General features: G+C 32.4%; 19 protein-coding genes. 8 read left to right on the plus strand and 11 right to left on the minus strand.

The genetic code is table 11. From position 1 onward, the window contains the following. The first annotated feature begins 159 nt into the window (after positions 1-159). On the plus strand, positions 160-1,371 hold the full coding sequence (locus AC2H4K_RS03030; RefSeq protein WP_281138238.1) for an MDR family MFS transporter: 1,212 nt from the start codon (positions 160-162) through the stop codon (positions 1,369-1,371). Between the two features lie 33 nt (positions 1,372-1,404). Next, the gene (locus AC2H4K_RS03035; RefSeq protein WP_281138239.1) at positions 1,405-2,376 is read left to right on the plus strand and encodes a YpdA family putative bacillithiol disulfide reductase; all 972 of its coding nucleotides are present in this window, start codon (positions 1,405-1,407) and stop codon (positions 2,374-2,376) included. 6 nt (positions 2,377-2,382) lie between these two features. Here AC2H4K_RS03035 and AC2H4K_RS03040 read toward each other — a convergent pair whose 3' ends face one another. Next, the gene (locus tag AC2H4K_RS03040) at positions 2,383-2,820 is read right to left on the minus strand and encodes an Lrp/AsnC family transcriptional regulator (RefSeq protein WP_281138240.1); all 438 of its coding nucleotides are present in this window, start codon (positions 2,818-2,820) and stop codon (positions 2,383-2,385) included. Positions 2,821-2,941: 121 nt separating this feature from the next. Between AC2H4K_RS03040 and AC2H4K_RS03045 the strand changes: the two genes are divergently transcribed. Beyond that, a complete protein-coding gene (locus AC2H4K_RS03045; protein ID WP_281138241.1) occupies positions 2,942-3,337 on the plus strand; it encodes a hypothetical protein in 396 nt (131 codons plus the stop codon). On the opposite strand, the gene AC2H4K_RS03050 is transcribed toward AC2H4K_RS03045, so the two are convergent. The 4 genes from AC2H4K_RS03050 to AC2H4K_RS03065 form a co-directional block, all read right to left on the minus strand. Next, entirely contained in the window at positions 3,334-3,873 is a 540-nt protein-coding gene (locus AC2H4K_RS03050) for a sigma-70 family RNA polymerase sigma factor (RefSeq protein ID WP_281138243.1), read from the minus strand. The two genes, AC2H4K_RS03045 and AC2H4K_RS03050, sit on opposite strands and share 4 nt — an antisense overlap. Positions 3,874-4,092: 219 nt before the next feature. Continuing rightward, on the minus strand, positions 4,093-4,428 hold the full coding sequence (locus AC2H4K_RS03055) for a DUF3703 domain-containing protein (RefSeq protein ID WP_281138244.1): 336 nt from the start codon (positions 4,426-4,428) through the stop codon (positions 4,093-4,095). 62 nt (positions 4,429-4,490) lie between these two features. Next, positions 4,491-5,120: a transglutaminase-like domain-containing protein gene (locus tag AC2H4K_RS03060; RefSeq protein WP_281138245.1), complete on the minus strand. Its 630-nt coding sequence runs from the start codon at positions 5,118-5,120 to the stop codon at positions 4,491-4,493. Positions 5,121-5,222: 102 nt separating this feature from the next. After that, complete coding sequence (locus tag AC2H4K_RS03065; RefSeq protein ID WP_281138246.1) at positions 5,223-8,663, minus strand: methylmalonyl-CoA mutase family protein; 3,441 nt, start codon at positions 8,661-8,663, stop codon at positions 5,223-5,225. 203 nt (positions 8,664-8,866) lie between these two features. Between AC2H4K_RS03065 and AC2H4K_RS03070 the strand changes: the two genes are divergently transcribed. From AC2H4K_RS03070 to AC2H4K_RS03085, 4 genes are all read left to right on the plus strand, one after another. Then, on the plus strand, positions 8,867-10,456 hold the full coding sequence (locus tag AC2H4K_RS03070) for a sensor histidine kinase (protein ID WP_281138247.1): 1,590 nt from the start codon (positions 8,867-8,869) through the stop codon (positions 10,454-10,456). After that, positions 10,449-10,838 (plus strand): response regulator, encoded by a 390-nt coding sequence (locus tag AC2H4K_RS03075; RefSeq protein ID WP_129761587.1) that lies wholly within the window; start codon positions 10,449-10,451, stop codon positions 10,836-10,838. The genes AC2H4K_RS03070 and AC2H4K_RS03075 overlap by 8 nt, the downstream gene beginning before the upstream one ends. A gap of 67 nt (positions 10,839-10,905) precedes the next feature. Beyond that, a complete protein-coding gene (purU, locus tag AC2H4K_RS03080; protein ID WP_281138249.1) occupies positions 10,906-11,760 on the plus strand; it encodes a formyltetrahydrofolate deformylase in 855 nt (284 codons plus the stop codon). A gap of 79 nt (positions 11,761-11,839) precedes the next feature. Next, positions 11,840-12,544: a DUF4197 domain-containing protein gene (locus AC2H4K_RS03085; protein ID WP_281138250.1), complete on the plus strand. Its 705-nt coding sequence runs from the start codon at positions 11,840-11,842 to the stop codon at positions 12,542-12,544. A 311-nt stretch (positions 12,545-12,855) separates the two neighbouring features. On the opposite strand, the gene AC2H4K_RS03090 is transcribed toward AC2H4K_RS03085, so the two are convergent. The 4 genes from AC2H4K_RS03090 to prfA all read right to left on the minus strand — a co-directional run bounded on the left by AC2H4K_RS03090 (position 12,856) and on the right by prfA (position 16,281). After that, positions 12,856-13,632, minus strand: a complete 777-nt coding sequence (locus AC2H4K_RS03090) for an ABC transporter substrate-binding protein (protein ID WP_348634876.1) — start codon at positions 13,630-13,632, stop codon at positions 12,856-12,858. A gap of 11 nt (positions 13,633-13,643) precedes the next feature. Continuing rightward, positions 13,644-14,462, minus strand: a complete 819-nt coding sequence (gene pyrF / locus AC2H4K_RS03095) for an orotidine-5'-phosphate decarboxylase (RefSeq protein WP_281138252.1) — start codon at positions 14,460-14,462, stop codon at positions 13,644-13,646. Further along, a complete protein-coding gene (locus AC2H4K_RS03100) occupies positions 14,463-15,137 on the minus strand; it encodes a S26 family signal peptidase (RefSeq protein WP_281138253.1) in 675 nt (224 codons plus the stop codon). It lies immediately after the preceding gene. Between the two features lie 67 nt (positions 15,138-15,204). Beyond that, positions 15,205-16,281, minus strand: a complete 1,077-nt coding sequence (gene prfA / locus AC2H4K_RS03105) for a peptide chain release factor 1 (protein ID WP_281138254.1) — start codon at positions 16,279-16,281, stop codon at positions 15,205-15,207. Between the two features lie 112 nt (positions 16,282-16,393). Here prfA and AC2H4K_RS03110 point away from each other — a divergent pair, with 112 nt between their 5' ends. Beyond that, on the plus strand, positions 16,394-16,684 hold the full coding sequence (locus AC2H4K_RS03110) for a hypothetical protein (protein ID WP_281138255.1): 291 nt from the start codon (positions 16,394-16,396) through the stop codon (positions 16,682-16,684). Between the two features lie 87 nt (positions 16,685-16,771). Here AC2H4K_RS03110 and AC2H4K_RS03115 read toward each other — a convergent pair whose 3' ends face one another. Then, positions 16,772-19,330, minus strand: coding sequence for an adenosylcobalamin-dependent ribonucleoside-diphosphate reductase (locus AC2H4K_RS03115; RefSeq protein ID WP_281138256.1), 2,559 nt, complete (start codon positions 19,328-19,330; stop codon positions 16,772-16,774). Between the two features lie 301 nt (positions 19,331-19,631). Further along, complete coding sequence (locus tag AC2H4K_RS03120) at positions 19,632-20,630, minus strand: DUF3078 domain-containing protein (RefSeq protein ID WP_281138257.1); 999 nt, start codon at positions 20,628-20,630, stop codon at positions 19,632-19,634.

Genomic DNA, 20,630 nt, shown 5'->3' on the forward strand with positions numbered 1-20,630 from the left:
AATGTTACAAGTCATTAGATATTATAAGCAAACCTGGACAATTTCTTCGGAAATGATTCGGACGTATTATCTATTGTAGCTATTCCTATATACTATTTAACAATATTTAAAAGTCCGACGATACCGTCGGACTTTTTATTTTTATAATAATCAATCAAAATGAAAACATTATTCAAAAATTACTTAAGCACATTTAATGGACTCTCTAGAGAAGTTTGGTGGTTGGCATTAATAACATTTATCAATCGCTCTGGTACAATGGTTATTCCTTTTTTATCCTTATACCTAAAGGATGATTTACAATTCTCATTTGATCAAATTGCATGGATTATGAGTGCCTTTGGTTTAGGCTCTGTAATTGGTACTTGGATTGGCGGAAAACTAACCGATTCCATTGGCTATTATAAAGTAATGGTAAGAAGCTTATTGAGTACTGGTTTTTTATTCATTGCTTTACAGTACCTAAATACATTTACTAGCATTTGTATCGGCATCTTCTTGGTTATGGTTGTTGCTGACACTTTTAGACCTGCAATGTTTGTGGCCATGAGTGTTTATAGCAAACCTGAAAACAAAACACGATCTGTAACTCTAATTCGATTAGCGATAAATTTAGGATTTTCTGCTGGTCCTGCTATAGGTGGTTTTATCATAACAGCTATGGGTTATGGTGGTTTATTTTGGGTTGACGGCATTACCTGTATTCTGGCGACATTACTTTTGATTAAAGTTTTGAACCCTAGAAAAACTAAAGCTATTGATGAAATTACAATCGAAAATCCTGTATCTGTTTACAAAGACAAACCCTTTTGGATTTTCTTTGCAGCCATGACAATTTTCGGAATTATATTCTTACAATATTTTTCTACAATCCCATTATACTATAAGGATATTCATAGTCTTACTGAATTTGAAATTGGTGTGCTTTTAGGACTTAATGGCTTTTTCATTTTCTTACTAGAAATGCCATTGATTAAGTGGTTAGAGAATACAAAATATTCCAAAATTGGTCTCACACTCATTGGGCTTTTTCTAACTATTTTGAGTTTTTATGCGCTTAATATTTCATCTTGGACTGGGATTCTAATTGTAGGTATGCTATTTATGACTATTGGAGAAATGATTGCTTTTCCATTTTCTAATGCATTTGCAATGGACAGAGCAAAAAAAGGAAAGCAAGGCGAGTATTTATCTATGTACGTAATGTCTTTTTCGATTGCTCATATTTTTGGTCATAATGCAGGACTTCGCCTAGTGGATAGCTTTGGATATACAAATACTTGGTACATAATGATTGCTTTAGGAGCCTTAGGTATTTTACTTTTATATTATTTGAAACGTGTACTAATATCTAAGAATGAATTAGCATAATTCTTACCTAAAACCCGTAATTTTGCCTTCAATATGAAAGACGAAAATTTAGACATCATAATTATTGGCGCAGGACCTATAGGAATTGCCTGCGCCTTAGAATGTAAAAAACGAAATTGGAATTATTTGGTTATTGAAAAAGGAGCCTTAACAAACTCTTTGTTTAATTATCCTTTAAATATGACATTTTTTTCAACCTCTGAAAAACTTGAAATTGATGCTATTCCATTTATAAGTAATAATCCGAAACCAACTCGAAATGAAGCTTTGGAATATTACAGAAGAGTAACAACATCAAATGAATTACACATTAATTTATATGAAGAAGTAAAATCAATTTCTAAGGATAATGGTAGTTTTGAAATCACGACAAACAAAAACAATTTCAAAGCTAAAAAAGTCATTATTGCTACTGGTTTTTATGACATACCTAATTTATTGAATGTTCCTGGTGAGGATTTACCTAAAGTGCTACATTATTACAAGGAAGCGCATCCGTTTACTTTACAAGATATAGCAGTTGTTGGCGCCAGCAATTCGTCTGTGGATGCCGCTTTAGAAATATACCGAAAAGGTGGAAACGTCACCATGATTGTTAGAGGTGATGCCATCGGAGAACGAGTAAAGTATTGGGTTAGACCAGATATTATCAATCGAATTGAAGAAGGCAGTATAAAAGCCTATTTTAATTCTGAAATCACAAATATTGAATCGCATCAAATAACAATACAAACACCTGAAGGTAAAAAAATCTTACCTAATGATTATGTTGTAGCATTGACTGGCTATCAACCTAATTTTAAGTTTTTAGATAGTGCTGGAATTGAATTTTCAAAGGACGACAAACATATTCCTGTTTATAATGATAAAACCATGGAGTCTAACGTAGAAGGCTTATATCTGGCTGGTGTAATTTGTGGAGGTATGGAAACCCACAAATGGTTTATTGAGAATTCTAGAATTCACGCAAAGCTTATTGCTGAACATATTGAAAATTCAATTTAAGACTAATTATTTCAAAGGCTTTATTTCACTCTGTTTCACTACTCTAGAAAGTACAATATGTGTTTTTGTTTCACCATAAATAATGAGTTGATCAATAAAAGATTCAAGATGTTTATGATTTTTTAGCACAACTTCCATTACAAAATTTTCGTTACCAGTAATCCTATAACAATTGATAACTTCATCATAAGTTTTTACTTTTTCAAGAAAAGGTTTTAGCATTCCCATAAAAGCACGCATTGTAATTAAAGCCTTAATTTGATAACCGACTTCAAAAGGAGATACAAAAGCAGAATACCCTTGAATTATTTCCGCATCCTCCATCTTCTTAATACGCTCACTAACAGCTGGTGAGCTAATTCCAACACGTCTTCCGATCTCAGCATTAGACATACGAGCATTAGCTTGTAAACACTTTAAAATCTTCCAGTTTAGATTATCCATAGGTTTTTAAGGTAAAAACGAATTATTATTTTAATAATTAAATCAAATATAAGAAATCACCTTAATATCTAAAGTAAAATATCATTTCTACGCTGTAATTTCGTAATAATTGCTATTGAATATGAACTATAACCTCCCATCTCACCTATCTGATTTGCCTATATATAGAAAGGCATTGGATATTATTACCCTATCTCGAAGTATTTCGACTTATCTAAACCATGATTTATCTTACTTAAATCCTGATGGTTCAGAAGATAACAACATATATTTTTCGGGAGATATAGTACAGCAATCTACGAACTTGGCACCAGAGATTATTAATGCCGAACGTGAACGTTACTCTGATAAAAAACACAAACATTTAGAAAGTTTAGATCGCTTAACAACCAGACTATACAGCAATTGTAGACGTCTAGAACGTTCAAATAGCAACGGAAGAGATTATTTACCAATTCTTAGAGGTGAATTAAGAAAATTCAGAAAGTTACAACGTAATTGGATGATGACGCTCTAATTACAAACCTTGCAATCATCTCTATCCTGAATTTCTCCAACTAAATGGCCGTCTTCATTCATTTTATAACCGCAACAATCCATAAAACCTTGTGCAATCTGTTTTTTAGCACGTTGTATTTGAGACTTTACAGTTGGTAATGGTAAATTCAATCGTTCTGCAACCTCCTTTTGTTTTAAACCCATAATATCCGATAGAAAAATAGGCTCTCGATACTTTTTAGGCAAGTTTACAAGAATACCTCTCAGGCAATCCTTCTCGGTATGTTCATGATTTATAGTGGTATCTTCGGCTTCAAAGTCATTTAACTCTAAAACAGATTTAGAAGCTTTAAAGTGATCTAGAATGGTGTAACGCGCTACTGAAAATAGCCAAGACTTTAATTTATCCTCATTTTTTAAAGTATGTAATTTGGTATGTACCTTAATAAAGGTGTCTTGTAATATATCGTCAGTTATGGATTCATCTTTAGTTTTACTAAAAATAAAACGTCTTATATCATCCGAATAGGTATCCCAAGCTAATTTCGTATTCATAATTAAAGATAAAAAAATCAGCTTAAGTTACAGAACCTAAGCTGATTGATTTTTTTAACAATTACAGTTTATACATGTACAGTTTTCACAAGTACAATCTGTACACTTTCCATTATTACATGGTTCACAATTGCAAGTACATTCTTTATCGTTTTTCATAATTATAAGTTTTTAATATTCACTTAATAGACGATAGAAACACAAAAAAGATGCATGAAACTAAAAATATTTCTGAAGTTCTTTTCTTATCGGCATTCGCTTTACTGCTGATACATTAGATCCTCCCGTATTTCCAACCGGAACCCATATCAATGTAAATAAAACTGATGCTATAATTCTGAAAAGTTGACCTAGTACATCTTTGAAATTTTGTTTTTTGACACCTAAAATTAAAAGCCAAATGTGAGAGACGGTATGCCTATACAAATGTTTTTGACCTAATATATGAGCGTTCTCAAAATAATAGAATGCTTTTGAAAAGCGATGTTCTCTTAATGCTTTTTTCCCTAGTTTTAAATAATTGTAGAATGCCTTTTTTAGAATAGATTTTTCCATAACTAACTTACTTTATCAGTAGACGCTGTTAGTTATGAAAAGATGCAAATTTGTATAAAAAATTAAAGCTTAAATTCTTTTATAGACTCATCAATATCAAAAATATGAGGATAATGTTCCTTAATATTCTGCTTCATAAACTCTAAAGGCACATCTTCAAAAAAGCCATAATCAGCCGTATATTCCATGAATTGATTTCCTTCACTATTATAGGCTTGTAAAAACGAATCGCTTACACCATCAAAGTCTAAAACATCAACATTAAACTTTTTACAAAGTTCTTTATTGAAAGCTGGTGACAATTTCAACCATTTATCATTCAACCTAACATTGACCATACCATGTGGTGTCAACTCATTCGATCCGAATTTTTCAGTCAATCGTTCTACAGCAATATGATTTTTCACTTTACCTAAATGAAGTCTTGCTGGCAAGCCAACAGCTCTGTATACAGCTACCAACAACACAGACTTCTCTACACAATTTCCACTAGAACGTTTCGCTATGTGACTAGCTTTATAATTTGAAGCCTCTAAACTGATTGTGTACGGATCGTAACGCCAATCGTCCCTAACTTTTTCGTATAAAGAAATCGCCTTCTCTTTATCGGATAAGGTTTTATAGGCTTTTACTAAATCTTGAATTGATTTAGATTCATAGTCTATGTATGATGTTGCTTTTAGGTATGTCATTCTTTGTTATTAATTTTAACAAATAACTTTTTAAGACCCTTCGACCACGCTCAAGGTAAGCGATTTGCACGCTTTTTGAAACATCAAAAAGCGGCTCTCTGCTTACATATTTCGTCTATACTGTCCACCAACTTCAAATAATGCTGAAGTAATTTGTCCTAAACTACATACTTTACAAACATCCATTAAGGCTTCAAAAATATTTTCGTTGTTAATGGCTTTTTGCTGAAGTGCTTTTAATAAGCTTTCAGTATCATTTCCTTTGTGTAGATTTTCTAATGTTTTAATCTGATTTTGCTTCTCTTCTTCTGTTGCTCTAATCACTTCCGCAGGAATTACGGTTGGCGATCCTTTACTACTTAAGAAGGTATTTACACCGATTATTGGGAAATCTCCGTTATGCTTCAACGTTTCATAATACAAACTTTCTTCCTGAATTTTGCTACGTTGATACATAGTTTCCATTGCACCTAAAACGCCACCACGTTCTGTAATACGGTCAAATTCTGCTAAAACTGCTTCTTCAACTAAATCGGTTAATTCTTCTATAATGAAAGAACCTTGTAACGGATTTTCATTCTTTGCTAATCCTAATTCTTTGTTGATGATTAACTGAATTGCCATAGCACGACGTACAGATTCTTCTGTTGGTGTTGTAATCGCTTCGTCATACGCATTAGTATGTAACGAGTTACAGTTATCATAAATCGCATAAAGCGCTTGTAATGTGGTACGAATGTCGTTAAAATCAATTTCTTGCGCGTGTAAACTACGACCAGACGTTTGGATATGATATTTTAACATCTGCGCTCTAGCATTGGCGTCATATTTATTTTTTAAAGCTTTTGCCCAAATACGTCTTGCTACACGACCAATTACGGCGTATTCTGGATCGATTCCGTTTGAGAAAAAGAATGATAAGTTTGGTCCAAACTTATTAATATCCATACCGCGACTTAAATAATATTCTACGTAAGTGAAACCATTAGATAACGTCAACGCTAACTGTGTAATTGGGTTAGCGCCAGCTTCTGCAATATGGTAACCAGAAATAGATACCGAATAGAAATTACGCACGTTATTGTCAATAAAATACTCTTGTACATCACCCATTAAACGTAAGGCAAACTCTGTTGAAAATATACACGTATTTTGAGCTTGATCTTCTTTTAAAATATCTGCTTGTACTGTACCTCTTACTTGCGCAATGGTTTTGGTTTTAATATCGTTATAAACTGCTTCTGGTAACACTTGATCACCAGTAACACCTAACAACATCAACCCTAGACCGTCGTTTCCTTTTGGTAAATCTCCGTGGTATTTTGGTCGTTCTACACCTTTTTCTTTGTAGATGGTTTCTATTTTACCTTCAACTTCTTTTTCAAGACCATTTTCTTTGATGTAAATCTCACACTGTTGGTCTATAGCTGCATTCATAAAAAAGCCTAACAACATTGGCGCAGGACCATTAATAGTCATACTTACCGATGTTTTTACATCTGCTAAATTAAATCCTGAATAGAGTTTTTTAGCATCGTCTAAACAGCAAATGCTTACACCTGCATTACCTATTTTTCCGTAGATATCAGGACGTAAATCTGGATCACTTCCGTATAACGTTACACTATCAAAAGCTGTAGATAAACGCTTTGCTGGCATACCATCACTTACATAATGAAAACGCTTGTTGGTACGTTCTGGTCCGCCTTCGCCAGCAAACATACGTGCAGGATCTTCACCTTTTCTTTTAAAAGGATATAAACCTGAAGTATATGGGAATTCTCCTGGTACATTTTCTTGCAACGTCCATTTTAAAATATCGCCCCAAGCTTGATACTTTGGCAACGCGACTTTTGGAATTTGTAGATGTGAAAGCGACTCGGTATGCGTTTCTATTTTTATTTCTTTATCTCGAACTTTAAAGCTATAAATTGGCGCTTTGTATTTATTTACTTTGTCTTCCCAACCTGTGATGACTTCCCAATTGTATGGATCTAAGTTTAGTTTTACACGGTCAAATTCTGCAATAAGCATTTTGATGAAATCTTTTTTGTCATCCTGAACTTGATTCAGGATCTCATCAAAATTTAACCCATTTTTATCTAAAAGAGATTTCTCACTTTCGTTCGAAATGACAGCTACAGAACATATAGTTTTAAAAATTCCATATAATTTTTGAGCGACTTCAACTTGAACTGCCGCAGTACTATCATAAGCACGGTTATTTTCGGCAATTTCTGATAAGTAACGTGTACGATTTGGTGGAATGACGAATACTTTTTCGCTCATTTCATCAGTAATTTCAAAAGTTGAATTTAAATCAGTTTCTGTTTTTTCAACTAATTTATCCATTACTGTTTTGTACAGCGTATTCATTCCTGGATCGTTAAACTGCGATGCGATAGTACCAAAAACAGGTAATTTGTCTTGCGGAATATCCCAAAGATTATTGTTTCGCATGTATTGTTTACGTACATCTCTAAGAGCATCTTTTGCACCTCTTTTATCAAACTTATTGATAGCTACTAAGTCTGCAAAGTCAAGCATATCAATCTTTTCAAGCTGAGTTGCCGCACCAAATTCTGGCGTCATCACGTAAAGTGAAACATCAGAATGTTCTATAATTTCGGTATCGGATTGTCCTATACCAGACGTTTCTAAAATGATTAAATCGTATTCGGCAGCCTTTAAAACCTCAACCGCTTCATTAACATATTTTGATAATGCTAAGTTAGATTGACGTGTTGCCAAACTACGCATATACACGCGAGGTGAGTTAATAGCATTCATACGAATACGGTCACCTAACAATGCTCCACCAGTTTTTCGTTTTGATGGATCTACAGAAATTAAACCAATGGTTTTTTCTGGAAAATCGATTAAAAAACGTCTAACAAGCTCGTCTACCAAACTCGATTTTCCTGCGCCACCAGTACCGGTAATTCCTAAAACTGGTGTTTTTGACGTTTTATTTTTATTATGAATTTGATCTAAAGTGTCTTTTGCTACTTCTGGAAAATTTTCAGCTGAAGATATAACACGTGCTAAATCTTTTGGGTTTTTCTTAGCTAAATCTTCAACTTTTACCTCTAGCTTATCTCCTATTGCAAAGTCAGATTGTTGCACTAAATCATTAATCATGCCTTGTAAACCAAGCTCGCGACCATCATCTGGCGAGTAGATACGAGTAATACCGTAATCCATTAATTCTTTAATTTCAGCAGGAAGAATTACTCCGCCGCCACCGCCAAAAATTTTGATATGACCTGCGCCTTTTTCATTTAAAAGGTCGTACATGTATTTAAAATACTCGTTATGCCCACCTTGATACGACGTTAATGCGATTGCATTTACATCTTCTTGAATAGCTGTATTTACAACTTCTTCTACACTACGGTCATGACCTAAATGAATAACCTCTACGCCTGTAGCTTGTATAATACGGCGCATGATATTTATGGATGCATCGTGCCCATCAAAAAGTGATGCTGCGGTTACGATACGTACTTTATGTTTTGGTTTGTATGGTGCGATTTGTTCCATTCGTAAAAATCTATCTTTTTAAGAGCTGCAATTTACGGATAATTCAAAAAAATTGCGATTTATAAAAGGATTTTTCAATATCTAAGAAAGACTTATCCCTAATTATTTGTCTATGCTAGTTAATTTATTTAAATTGAAATTAATTTAAATAGACTTTCTTGTGTGTAAAGTCTTTTTTTTCAGACAATTAAAACATTAGCCCTATGCAAAATCTTGTAAGAAAAAACTTAAGTGTCAGTCTATTTTTTTCCTATAAGTTAACTGCTATAGTAACCATTCTTGTCTCTGTAATTAACATTACTTTTTGGCTCACTAGTGATTTTCATAATGTTTTTTCAGGTTATACTATAAATCCTAGCGCAACAATGAAAGTCATAACTAGTATTAGTTTCCTATTACTAGGTTTTGTTTATTTCCTTAAAAATAAGACTTTAATTCAGGTTCTAATACTTTCTGGTTTACTGATTCAAACTACACAACTTTGTTTAATAAGTTTTGGAATAGTTGACCCTATTGCATGGAGACTTAGCTCCATAATAACAATAATACTCTTTGTTTTAACCTATCTAGCCTTATATTTTATAAAAGTAAAGAGACTAAAGGTTGTGTTTTTATTGCTAAACGGATCATTATATATTTTATCTTCTTTTGCTGTTTTTTATTATTTATTGGACATGGAAGAACTCAATACCATACCTGGTTTTGAAACATTAAGCTGGAATACAGCTATGTTATTCTTTATGAATTCCATATCACTTTTTGAATTAAAATTAATTAAACGTATAAGCCCTATAAAGTTAGATCAAATAACGTCTAGGCGCACTCATCCTTATAATTATTTTCCATACTTCTTTTTAATACCTATACTACTTATAATACTAACTTCTGTATTAGCCTACAACAAGATTATTACCGTAGTACAGGCTGCGTTCTTTATTATTTTATTCTTGAATACCTCTTCATTTATAAATATGTTTTTTTACTCTTATAACTTTATCATATTCTATATAGAGATTACCAAAAAGTCATCTGAATTAAGAAGCAAAAACAGAAAGTTAAACACCATGAATACTGAGCTTGTAGAGCTCAATCAAAAACTAAAGAAAAAAAATGCGTATCTAGAAGATTTTGCTACAATTACTTCTCATAATTTAAGAGAACCTATTATAGCTTTAGAAGAACTCCAAAAAGTATCGGAACAAATAACTTCAGACGAAAGTTTCACTAACGAAGAAGTACAAACTATGTTCAACACTTCTATCCAAAGACTTAATCAAGGTATAAACTCTTTGGTGCAATATCACAATTTTATTAAAAATGAAGATTTAATTGATGATCAAAAGATATCCTTAAAAGCTGGTATAGAATATATTTATTCCAATTTAGAAAAATCCATACCCAAAAATACATCCTTAACTATTTCTATTAAAGACGATCTTATTTTATCTAAAAATTGTATCGATACGGTGTTTAGGAATTTATTGAGCAATTCCTTTAAATACAAGCGAGAGAATGTTGATTTAAAAATCACAATTTCAGCCTACAAAGTAAATAACACATACAATATTCTATACAAGGACAACGGATCTGGTATTAACTTAATTTTCTTCAAAAAACATTTATTTAGAAAACGAAAAAGGTTTCATAAAAGAAGTCATAACTCAAATGGCTATGGACTTTACTTTACAGAGCTTTGTATTAAAAAGCTAAACGGTAAAATGGATATATTTAGCACACCTGGCAAAGGCACTGCTTTTAGAATTAAAATAAAACTTCCCCATTCATATGAATAAAACAGCAATCATTGATGACAACATGATTTTTAGGAAAGTGACAAAGGTGCTCTTACTAAAAACAGGTATTAAAGAAGAAAATATTCTACTATTTGATAATGGGAAAGAAATGTTTGATTTTATGGAAAATCAATCGGAAGACATTCATTTTCTACCTGAAATAATTTTTTTAGACCTAAACATGCCTGTAATGGACGGATGGGATTTTTTGAGCGCTCTTAAAGCTTTTAGACAAAAATACAATTACAATCCTAAAATCTACATTTTAACTTCATCGGTTGATGATAAGGACTATCAAGAAGTGATTAAAATTACATCTGTTGAAGATTATCTTATAAAACCTATAGATCAAAATACCCTAACAAAAATCTATCACAAATAATTTTTCTTAAAAACTACCCTAACTCCCTATTTTATTTAACTTTATCTATTGAACCAACACTGTTTTCATGGATAAAATAACATTATTGATCCACTGTAAGGACCAACCGAATATTATCGCCTCAGTTTCTAATTTTATAGCTAATAATAAAGGAAATATCGTTTATTTAGATCAGCATGTAGATAGAGAACAAGACATCTTTTTTATGCGTTTGGAATGTGAATTTTCTTCAAGTTCATTCTCTTTAGAAGATTTTAAAATGGATTTCAAAAATGGTCTTGTAAAAACATTCCATCTAAAGTGGAGAATTTACTCTTCAGAAAAGAAACCAAAAATGGCTGTTTTTGTTTCTAAATATGACCATTGTTTATATGACATTTTAGGAAGATATAATTCTGGTGAATTAAATTTAGAAATCCCTTTTCTTCTCAGCAACCATAAGGATTTAAAACCGATTGCCGATAATTTTAAAATTCCGTTTTACCATGTTCCTGTAACTAGAAATAACAAAACAGAAGCTGAAAAGAAACAACTAGAATTATTAGAATCTCATGATGTAGACTTTGTTGTTTTAGCCAGATACATGCAAATTGTGTCTAGCACAATTATTGATAAGTATCCTAATAAAATTATTAATATTCATCATTCATTCTTACCTGCTTTTGTTGGCGCAAAACCATACCATTCAGCCTTTAAACGTGGTGTAAAAATTATAGGTGCAACAAGTCATTACATTACAGAAGAATTAGATGCTGGTCCAATTATCGCGCAAGATGTTGCTCACATATCCCACACCTACACTATAAACGATCTAATAGCAAAAGGGCGTGATTTAGAAAAAATAGTACTTTCTAATGCTATAAAACTTCACGCTAATAGAAAGGTAATGGTTTTCAATAATAAGACTGTTATTTTTTCTTGATGCAGATTTTTAGCGTTTTAAAACTATACTTGTTTAATCAATTGAGTTATCTTTGATTACTCAAAAATCATTATATATCATGAAGAAAATATTCTTACTACTTACTGTTTTCTCACTTATTTCTTGTGCTGAATTGCAAGATGTTGTTAACCAATTACCACAATCTGGTGGAGTTTTAAGTAATGCTGATATTGCATCTGGACTGAGACAAGCTTTAGATCTTGGTATAGACAAACAAGTTACAAAACTGACACAAACCGATGGCTTTTATAAAAATGAACTCGTAAAAATCTTGCTTCCTGAAGAACTTCAAAAAGTAGACAAAGGACTTCGTGATATAGGGCTTGGTAATCTTGCTGACGAAGGTTTAAAAGTATTAAATAGAGCTGCCGAAGATGCTGTAAAAGAAGCTACCCCTATTTTTGTTAACGCTGTTAAAGGTATCACTTTTGATGATGCAAAAAATATCCTGCTAGGTGAGGATAACGCAGCAACTCAATATTTAACCTCTAAAACGCAAACCGAACTTTACGACAAATTCCATCCTGTTATAAATAATTCTTTTGCTAAAGTTGGTGCAGATCAAATTTGGTCTAACCTTATTAATAAATATAACGCTATACCTTTTACAAATGACGTTAATCCAGACTTAACGGATTATGTAACCCAAGAAGCTTTAAGTGGCGTATACACTATGATTGCTGTTGAAGAAAAGGAAATTAGAACTAAAGTTTCGTCAAGAACCACAGACTTATTAAAGAAAGTTTTTGCGCTTCAAGATTAAGAACAGCTCTCTTTTTACAATATAAAAAAGCAAAATCTATTAAGGTTTTGCTTTTATTTTTTAAAGTCCGTCTTACTTAATAAATAAATTTACAGACAATAACAAAACAACACTAAGCTGCTGTCTCATAACTTATTACTTAGAGGGCTATTAAACTACATTTAATTATATCCTAATATTAACATAACATTAGTCACGTAGAAAGTCAGCATCTTTGCAGTGCAAAAGATTAAGTTAGTAAATAGTCTTACACAAGATTAAGAAACAGTTAGTTAGTTAGAAGTCGGTATTGTAGTTAGTACCGACTTTTTTTATGCAAATAACCTACTAAAATATTTGTAAGATTCTAGCAAGCGACTTCCGTACCAAGAAAATAGTTCACCATCAACAATTACAACCTCTTTATCTGGAAAAATTAATTTTAATTCCTTTATATGTTTTTCTTTGAATGGATAAGGTTCGCTTGAAAGTAATATAACTTCAGCCTCTTTTAATTTTGGATTATCTAATTTGATTTCAGGATAGCGTTTTTCACCTTTAAAAACATTTTCGAAACCAGCATCATTAATCATACAATTAATAAATGTTTCTGAAGCTACCGCCATCCAAGGTTTCTTCCAAATAAAATAAGCGACTTTTCGTTTTTCTCTATTCTGAATTATAGCACGAAAGTCTAATCTTTCCTTTTTGATATTTTCAATCAAATCCAAAGCACGATCTTCTACTTCAAAAATTTCACCGTACATTTTAATAAGCTCAAAACAATCTTCTAGATTATTGACATCACTAATATGAATCGGAGCAACTTTATTTAAGCTTTCAATTATTTCAGGTGTATTTTCTTCCTTATTACAAAGAATGATATCTGGTTGAAGTGTCTTGATTTTGTCGACATGAATCTGTTTAGTTCCGCCAACAATAGTTTTGGACTTAAGAATATGATTAGGATGAACGCAAAACTTAGTAATACCAACTACGGAATTCTCTAAACCTAAATGCACCAATAATTCTGTTTGAGAAGGTACTAACGATACAATTCGTATAGGTTTTTGTTTTAAATCAACGCTTCGATGTAATTGATCTAACACAACCAAAACTATTATAAAAGCTTTAATTCATCTTTCATCTGAAGCTGTAATTCTTCTGCTTTTTTTGCAACTGCTTCGGCAAAGTCGTCGTTTTGTGACGCGTAGATAATTCCTCTAGAAGAATTTATTAGTAATCCTACATTATCATTCATACCATATTTACATACATCTTGAAGATTTCCACCTTGAGCACCAACTCCAGGCACTAATAAAAAACTATCTGGAATTATTTTACGAATGTCAGCTAAAAATTCGGCTTTTGTAGCACCAACTACATACATTAAATTTTGAGCATTTTCCCAAGTTTTTGAAGTTTCCAAAACTTGCTTATACAACTCTACTCCATCAACTGTTTTAGTTTGAAAATCAAACGCTCCTTGGTTAGAAGTCAAAGCCAAAAGAATGGTGTGCTTATCTTTAAACGCTAAAAATGGTTCTACAGAATCCTTACCCATATATGGAGCAACTGTAACACTGTCAAAACCTAGATCTTCAAAAAAAGCTTTGGCGTACATAGAACTGGTATTACCAATATCTCCACGTTTTGCATCTGCTATAGTGTAAATTTCTGGATGATTTTCATTAAGATATTTAATGGTTTTCTCTAGTGCTTTCCATCCTTTTAAACCGTAAGCCTCATAAAATGCTGTGTTTGGTTTGTACGCCACACAAAGGTGATGTGTTGCATCAATTATAGCTTTATTAAAAGCAAATATTGGATCTTCCTCTTGCAATAAATGTTGAGGAATTTTATTTAAATCTACGTCTAATCCTATACACAGAAAGGATTGCTTTTTTTTGATTTGAGTGATTAGTTGGTTTGTTGTCATCTAAAAGTTAATTAAAACAGTGCCTATAATATTATTTTCATCAACGAAACCTCTATATCTAGAATCTATAGAGTTATCTCTGCTATCCCCTGAGAAAAAATACTTTTCTTCAGGAAGAATGATTGGTCCAAAATTATTAGTTGTCCAATCAGAATTCTCATTAAAAATCTCATTGGATAACATTGACCTTTCTTTATCATAATTTCTATCTAATTGTATAGGTAAATCATCAACAAAAGAATCATCTAAGAAAGCAATAATAGAATCAGAATAATAATATTTATAGAAATCCTCATCTTCAATTTTCCCTCTGATATAAGCATTGAAAACTTTTGGTGAAATTTTATAAGCAAATCTTAAATTAATATCTTTATCTATATTAACGCCATTTACAAAGTAATTTCCATTTACACATTTCAAAGTATCACCAGGTACAGCAATTAATCTTTTTACAATTGTCCAACCTTCTAAACTATCTGAAAATTTAAAGTAAGCAAAATCTAATGGCCTAGGCTTTTTTAAGCTTGATCCAAGAAACCTAGATCCAACTTTTAGATTTGGTTCATTTGATGTTGATGGGACTTGAAAAGCCATCAAAACTCCGGACCATTTCAATAGCATATAAACTATTATGAAAGCCAAGAGAACAATAAATACAATTTTCTTTGTTTTCATATACTAAATTCCTGCTTTCTCACAGGAACGAAAAATAAAAAAGCCTCAAAAAAGAGGCTTCAAAATTTTAAATTACATCGTCGCTAGCTTTTAACAACTCCGTGTTTTCTGCTAACATCAATTCGTCTATTATTTTCTGAATATCACCATTAATGATATTGGATAAATCGTAAAGTGTTAAACCAATTCTATGATCAGTTACACGTCCTTGAGGATAGTTATAGGTTCTAATCTTAGCACTTCTATCACCAGAGCTCACCATACTTTTACGCTTCTCAGAATCTGCTTGACGTTGCTTTTCAAGCTCTAAATCGTATAAACGTGTACGTAAAACTTTTAAAGCTTTCTCTAAGTTTTTGTGCGATGATTTTTGATCTTGACAACTCACAATCATACCTGTTGGTTCGTGGTGAAGCTTAATTGCAGAATAGGTCGTGTTTACCGATTGTCCACCTGGTCCTGTAGATGTGGTACGCTCTATACGTACTTCTGTCATGTCTAATTCAAAATCAATATCTTCTGCTTCTGGCAAAACCATAACTGTTGCAGCACTGGTATGCACACGCCCTTGAGTTTCTGTTTGCGGTACACGTTGTACACGGTGTACACCAGCTTCAAACTTTAGTGTTCCGTAAACATCTTCACCTGAAACTTCAAAAATGATTTCTTTGAAACCACCTGATGTTCCTTCACTCTGACTTACAACATCTACACTCCAGCCTTTGTCACTGCAATATTTAGAATACATACGGTATAAATCACCAGCAAAAATACTAGCTTCATCACCACCTGTTCCTGCACGCACCTCAACAACTACATTTTTAGCATCGTCTGGATCTTTAGGAATAAGCATGAAACGGATATCTTCTTCAACTTTTGGAAGTTCTTCTTTAGCTTCCTCTAGTTGCATTTTTGCCATTTCTACCATTTCTGCATCAGAACCATCCGCTATGATTTCTTCTGCTTCAGAAATATTATCTAAAAGTTCTTTATAAACTTCACCTTTATCAACAATCTGTTTAAGATCCTTGTATTCCTTATTAAGTTTAATATAACGTTGTTGATCTGAAATAATATCTGGCTGAATAATCAGGTCGTTTACCTCATCAAAACGTTGTTTTACTATCTGTATTTTCTCTAACATCGTTCTTCAAAAAATTGGAAGTCAAAAGTACAATTTTTTATGGATTTTATAAGAATTGTATTTTATTCTAAATTCAGAAAATATTTTTTGCGGTCTAAGCGTTTTAGATAGTATGCTAAGGCAGGTTTCCTCTATACTAAACTACTATAAACCGCTCGCTTCCTGGTCATTTTTAGTGACTATTGGCATTACGGTAATTAATCCAGAATTGATATTGGCGCTATGCACCAAATTATTTCTAACAGGTTTGTTATGGTTAATGCTTTCTGACCGAAAGTTGAGAAGACGCTTAAACTTCTATAGAATAAGCGGTGTATCTGATTTAAAATTCTTCGGGACATTATTTTTAATAGATAGTATTATCACCGGAACATTTATAACCTTAATAAAAGGCTTTATTTAATTACCCTTAAACTTTAAAGACCAGACATAAAAAAAGCTACGGGAATTAATCCGTAGCTTTTCATATTTTAGACTTAAAACTGTTTTCTTATCCGCATTTAGAAGAACCACAATCGTTACAGGTTAAACAGCCTTCTTGATAAATTAAGTTTTCCGAATTACAATTAGAACATTTTTGACCTTTGGCTTTTGTTCCATCAGCAACATAGCGTTTCAATGCTCTTACTACACCATTTTTCCAAGTATTAATATTCTCACCATCAAGTTGTAGACTATTTATTAAATCAACTATTTTATCAATAGACATACCGTGACGCAATGTACTAGAAATAAGCTTGGCATAGTTCCAATACTCCGGGTTGAATTTATAAGACAGACCTTCTATCGTTGTTTTGTAACCTCTTTTATTTTTATACTGAAAATCATAACGAGAGTTACCATCTTCGTCTCTATTTTTAATAATAAGACCTCCTTCTGCCCAACGTGGAATTAAAATACCATCTTCATCATCCGCCAGTCCTGTAAAAATCTCATAAGGTTTACCATCTATTAACCCAATAAAGGCAATCCATTTTTCTTTATTATTTTGAAAACGGACAACATCTGCCTCTAAAATTTGCGGACGTTTTACTGGAAAAGCTGAAGTAGATTCTTCATTTTCGTTATCTTTCTTTTCATCATTAGAAATTAAAACACCAGATCGTGATCCATCCCTGTAAACTGTTACACCTTTACAGCCAACTTCCCAAGCTTTTAGATATAAATCACCGACCAATTCTTCAGAAACATCATTAGGAAGGTTAATTGTTACACTAATTGAATGATCTACCCATTTTTGTACGGCACCTTGCATAGTCACTTTACTCAACCAATCTACATCATTTGAGGTAGCTTTATAATATGGTGATTTTTGTACGAGCTCATCGAGTTCTTCTTGCCCATAATTTTTAGTAGTATCTATACCATTGACTTCCATCCATTGTTTAAATCTATGATGAAACACTACATACTCTTCCCATGAATCTCCAACTTCATCTACAAAATCAACCCTAACGTCTTTATCATTTGGATTAACTTTTCGTCGTCTTTTATAAACTGGTAGAAATACAGGCTCAATTCCTGAAGAAGTTTGTGTCATCAAGCTTGTAGTACCTGTTGGTGCAATAGTTAATAAAGCTATATTTCTTCTACCATACTCTAGCATTTCATAATATAATTTCTCGTCTGCTTCCTTTATACGTTGAATAAAAGGATTATTTTCTTCTCTTTTTGCATCGAAAATTTCAAAAGCACCTCTGTCCTTTGCGGTATAAACAGATGCTCTGTAAGCTTCAATGCCTAAAGTTTTGTGAACTTCAACAGAAAAAGCATTACCCTCTTCACTTCCATATTGAATTCCTAAAGCCGCCAACATATCTCCTTCGGCAGTAATACCAATTCCTGTTCTACGTCCTTCTTTGGCTTTTGTTCTAATATTCATCCATAAATTTCGTTCCGTAGCTTTAACTTCGTCTAACTCTGGATCTGCATCGATTTTCTCTAAAATAGCATCAATCTTTTCAAGCTCTAAATCAATAATATCATCCATAATGCGTTGTGCCACATGCACATGCTTTTTAAACAGTGTAAAATTGAATGATGCTTTATCCGTAAAAGGATTCTCTACATAAGAAAATAAGTTGATAGCTAACAAACGACAAGAATCATAAGGACATAATGGTATCTCGCCACATGGATTTGTTGATACGGTTTTGTAACCTAAATCAGCATAACAATCTGGCACAGACTCATTAATTATTGTATCCCAAAATAAAATACCAGGTTCAGCCGATTTCCAGGCATTATGAACTATTTTTTTCCATAATCTGTCAGCTTCGATAGTTTTGGAAAATTTAGGATTTTCACTAAATATTGGATACTTCTGAGTATAGTCCGTATTAGACTTTACGGCTTTCATAAAAGTATCATCTATCCTAACAGAAACGTTAGCACCCGTAACTTTTCCTTGCTCTAATTTTGCATCAATAAAATCTTCAGAATCTGGATGATTTATTGAAACTGACAGCATAAGAGCACCTCTTCTTCCATCTTGAGCCACCTCTCTGGTTGAATTTGAATAACGCTCCATAAAGGGCACAATACCTGTTGATGTTAAAGCAGAATTTTTAACAGGTGAACCTTTTGGCCTAATATGAGATAAATCATGACCAACACCACCACGTCGTTTCATTAATTGCACCTGTTCTTGATCGATTTTCATAATTCCACCGTAAGAATCAGAATTTCCTTCATTTCCTATAACAAAACAATTAGACAATGAGGCTATTTGATATGGATTACCAATACCTGCCATTGGACTTCCTTGAGGTACGATATATTTAAAATCTTTTATATGATCAAAGATTTCATCTTCCGATAATGGATTTGGGTAACGCGCTTCAATTCTGGCAATTTCTTTAGCAATACGCCTATGCATATCGTTTGGAGTTAACTCATAAATATTGCCTTGAGAATCTTTTAATGCATACTTATTTACCCAAACTCTCGCAGCTAAATCGTCTTCATTAAAATATTGTAATGAAGCTTCAAAAGCTTCTTCTTGTGAGTAAGTTTTGGAATGTACTTTGGACTGGGTTTGTGTACTCATGGTTAGTTTGTGATTTAAGTCGTTAGATGAATTAATTGCAACAGCAAAGTAAACAAAAATCAAAAACTTACAACATGGCAAAAATCAGAAAGTTTTCAAAAAAAATTCATAAAATATTAAAAATCATACATTTAAAATTTTATCAACACAAAAAAGTTAACAAAAAAATATTTTATTTTAGCACCTTTAAAAAAATAAGACAGATAAAAATCGTTTAACTCAAAGAGGTTTGAATAAGAAAATTTTTAAGAATTTGGAAATTACAAGCCAGAAAAAAGAATTATTTTGAATCACCCTATTACTAACTCTTTCCAATACTATTTAAGTCCACAACAACACCTACTCCAAGTAGCTGTTTCCACTGTAATTTAGGACCAGAAATAACATATTCTTGGTTAGTCGTTTCATCAGTTTCTACTTCGGTTTTGACATCATTATCGTACCTTAGATGAGAGCCTAACATCGCTTTTACGTATTTGTTTACTTTCATATCAAAAGTAAGCTCCCATTCTAAATCTACATTACCAAAACTATTGATGTAGTCTGTATAAAGCCTTACAAGACTATTCACTTTTATATTCTCAAATAACTCTTCTTCGTATTGATTTGTTAAAAGAATACCTAATTCATTTCTTGTTTTTTTCCCTGGTTTTAGTAGATTCCCTTCATCATCATAAATTGCTGGATCTACACCAAAAGCTCCAATATTTGCTAAATAATCATCTAGCACAAATGTTGTTTTAACAGTGAGCGGTGAGGCATAAAAAGACAAACGATCTATGTGCCTACCATATTCCATACCAGCTCCAAAAAACATGTAGCCTGGTGCCATAAATTTGGAAATAGGTTGCGAAGTATCAGGATAATTATATCCGTATGAAAATTGAGAATTAAAGCTAAACTTTGCAGAATAAAACCAATTACTTGTGGAGTCTTTTTGAAATCCTAAATTAGAAATTAATTCAATAACATCTTCTGTTTTTTGCACACTTTGATCTTCTTGTTTATTTATACCATAACGCAATGACACAGAGGAATTCCAAAATAGATATTCGTCTTTATATTTAGCAGCTGCTTTTCCTGTTGCAATAGCAGAAATAGAGTTTGCACCACCAGCATTCCAGTTTGTAAAAGATACTTGGTTAAGATACAAACCTACTTCTTTTACCATTTTCCAACTTGGTGCAATAACTTTTTTAGCTTCCTTGGACTTGAAAAACAAAGAGTCTGGTTGAGCTGTTAGATTATTTATAAAAAATAAGGAAGCTACAACTAAGAAATACGAAAAATATTTTGTCAT

The organism is Winogradskyella sp. 266wxhm, from assembly GCF_058964685.1.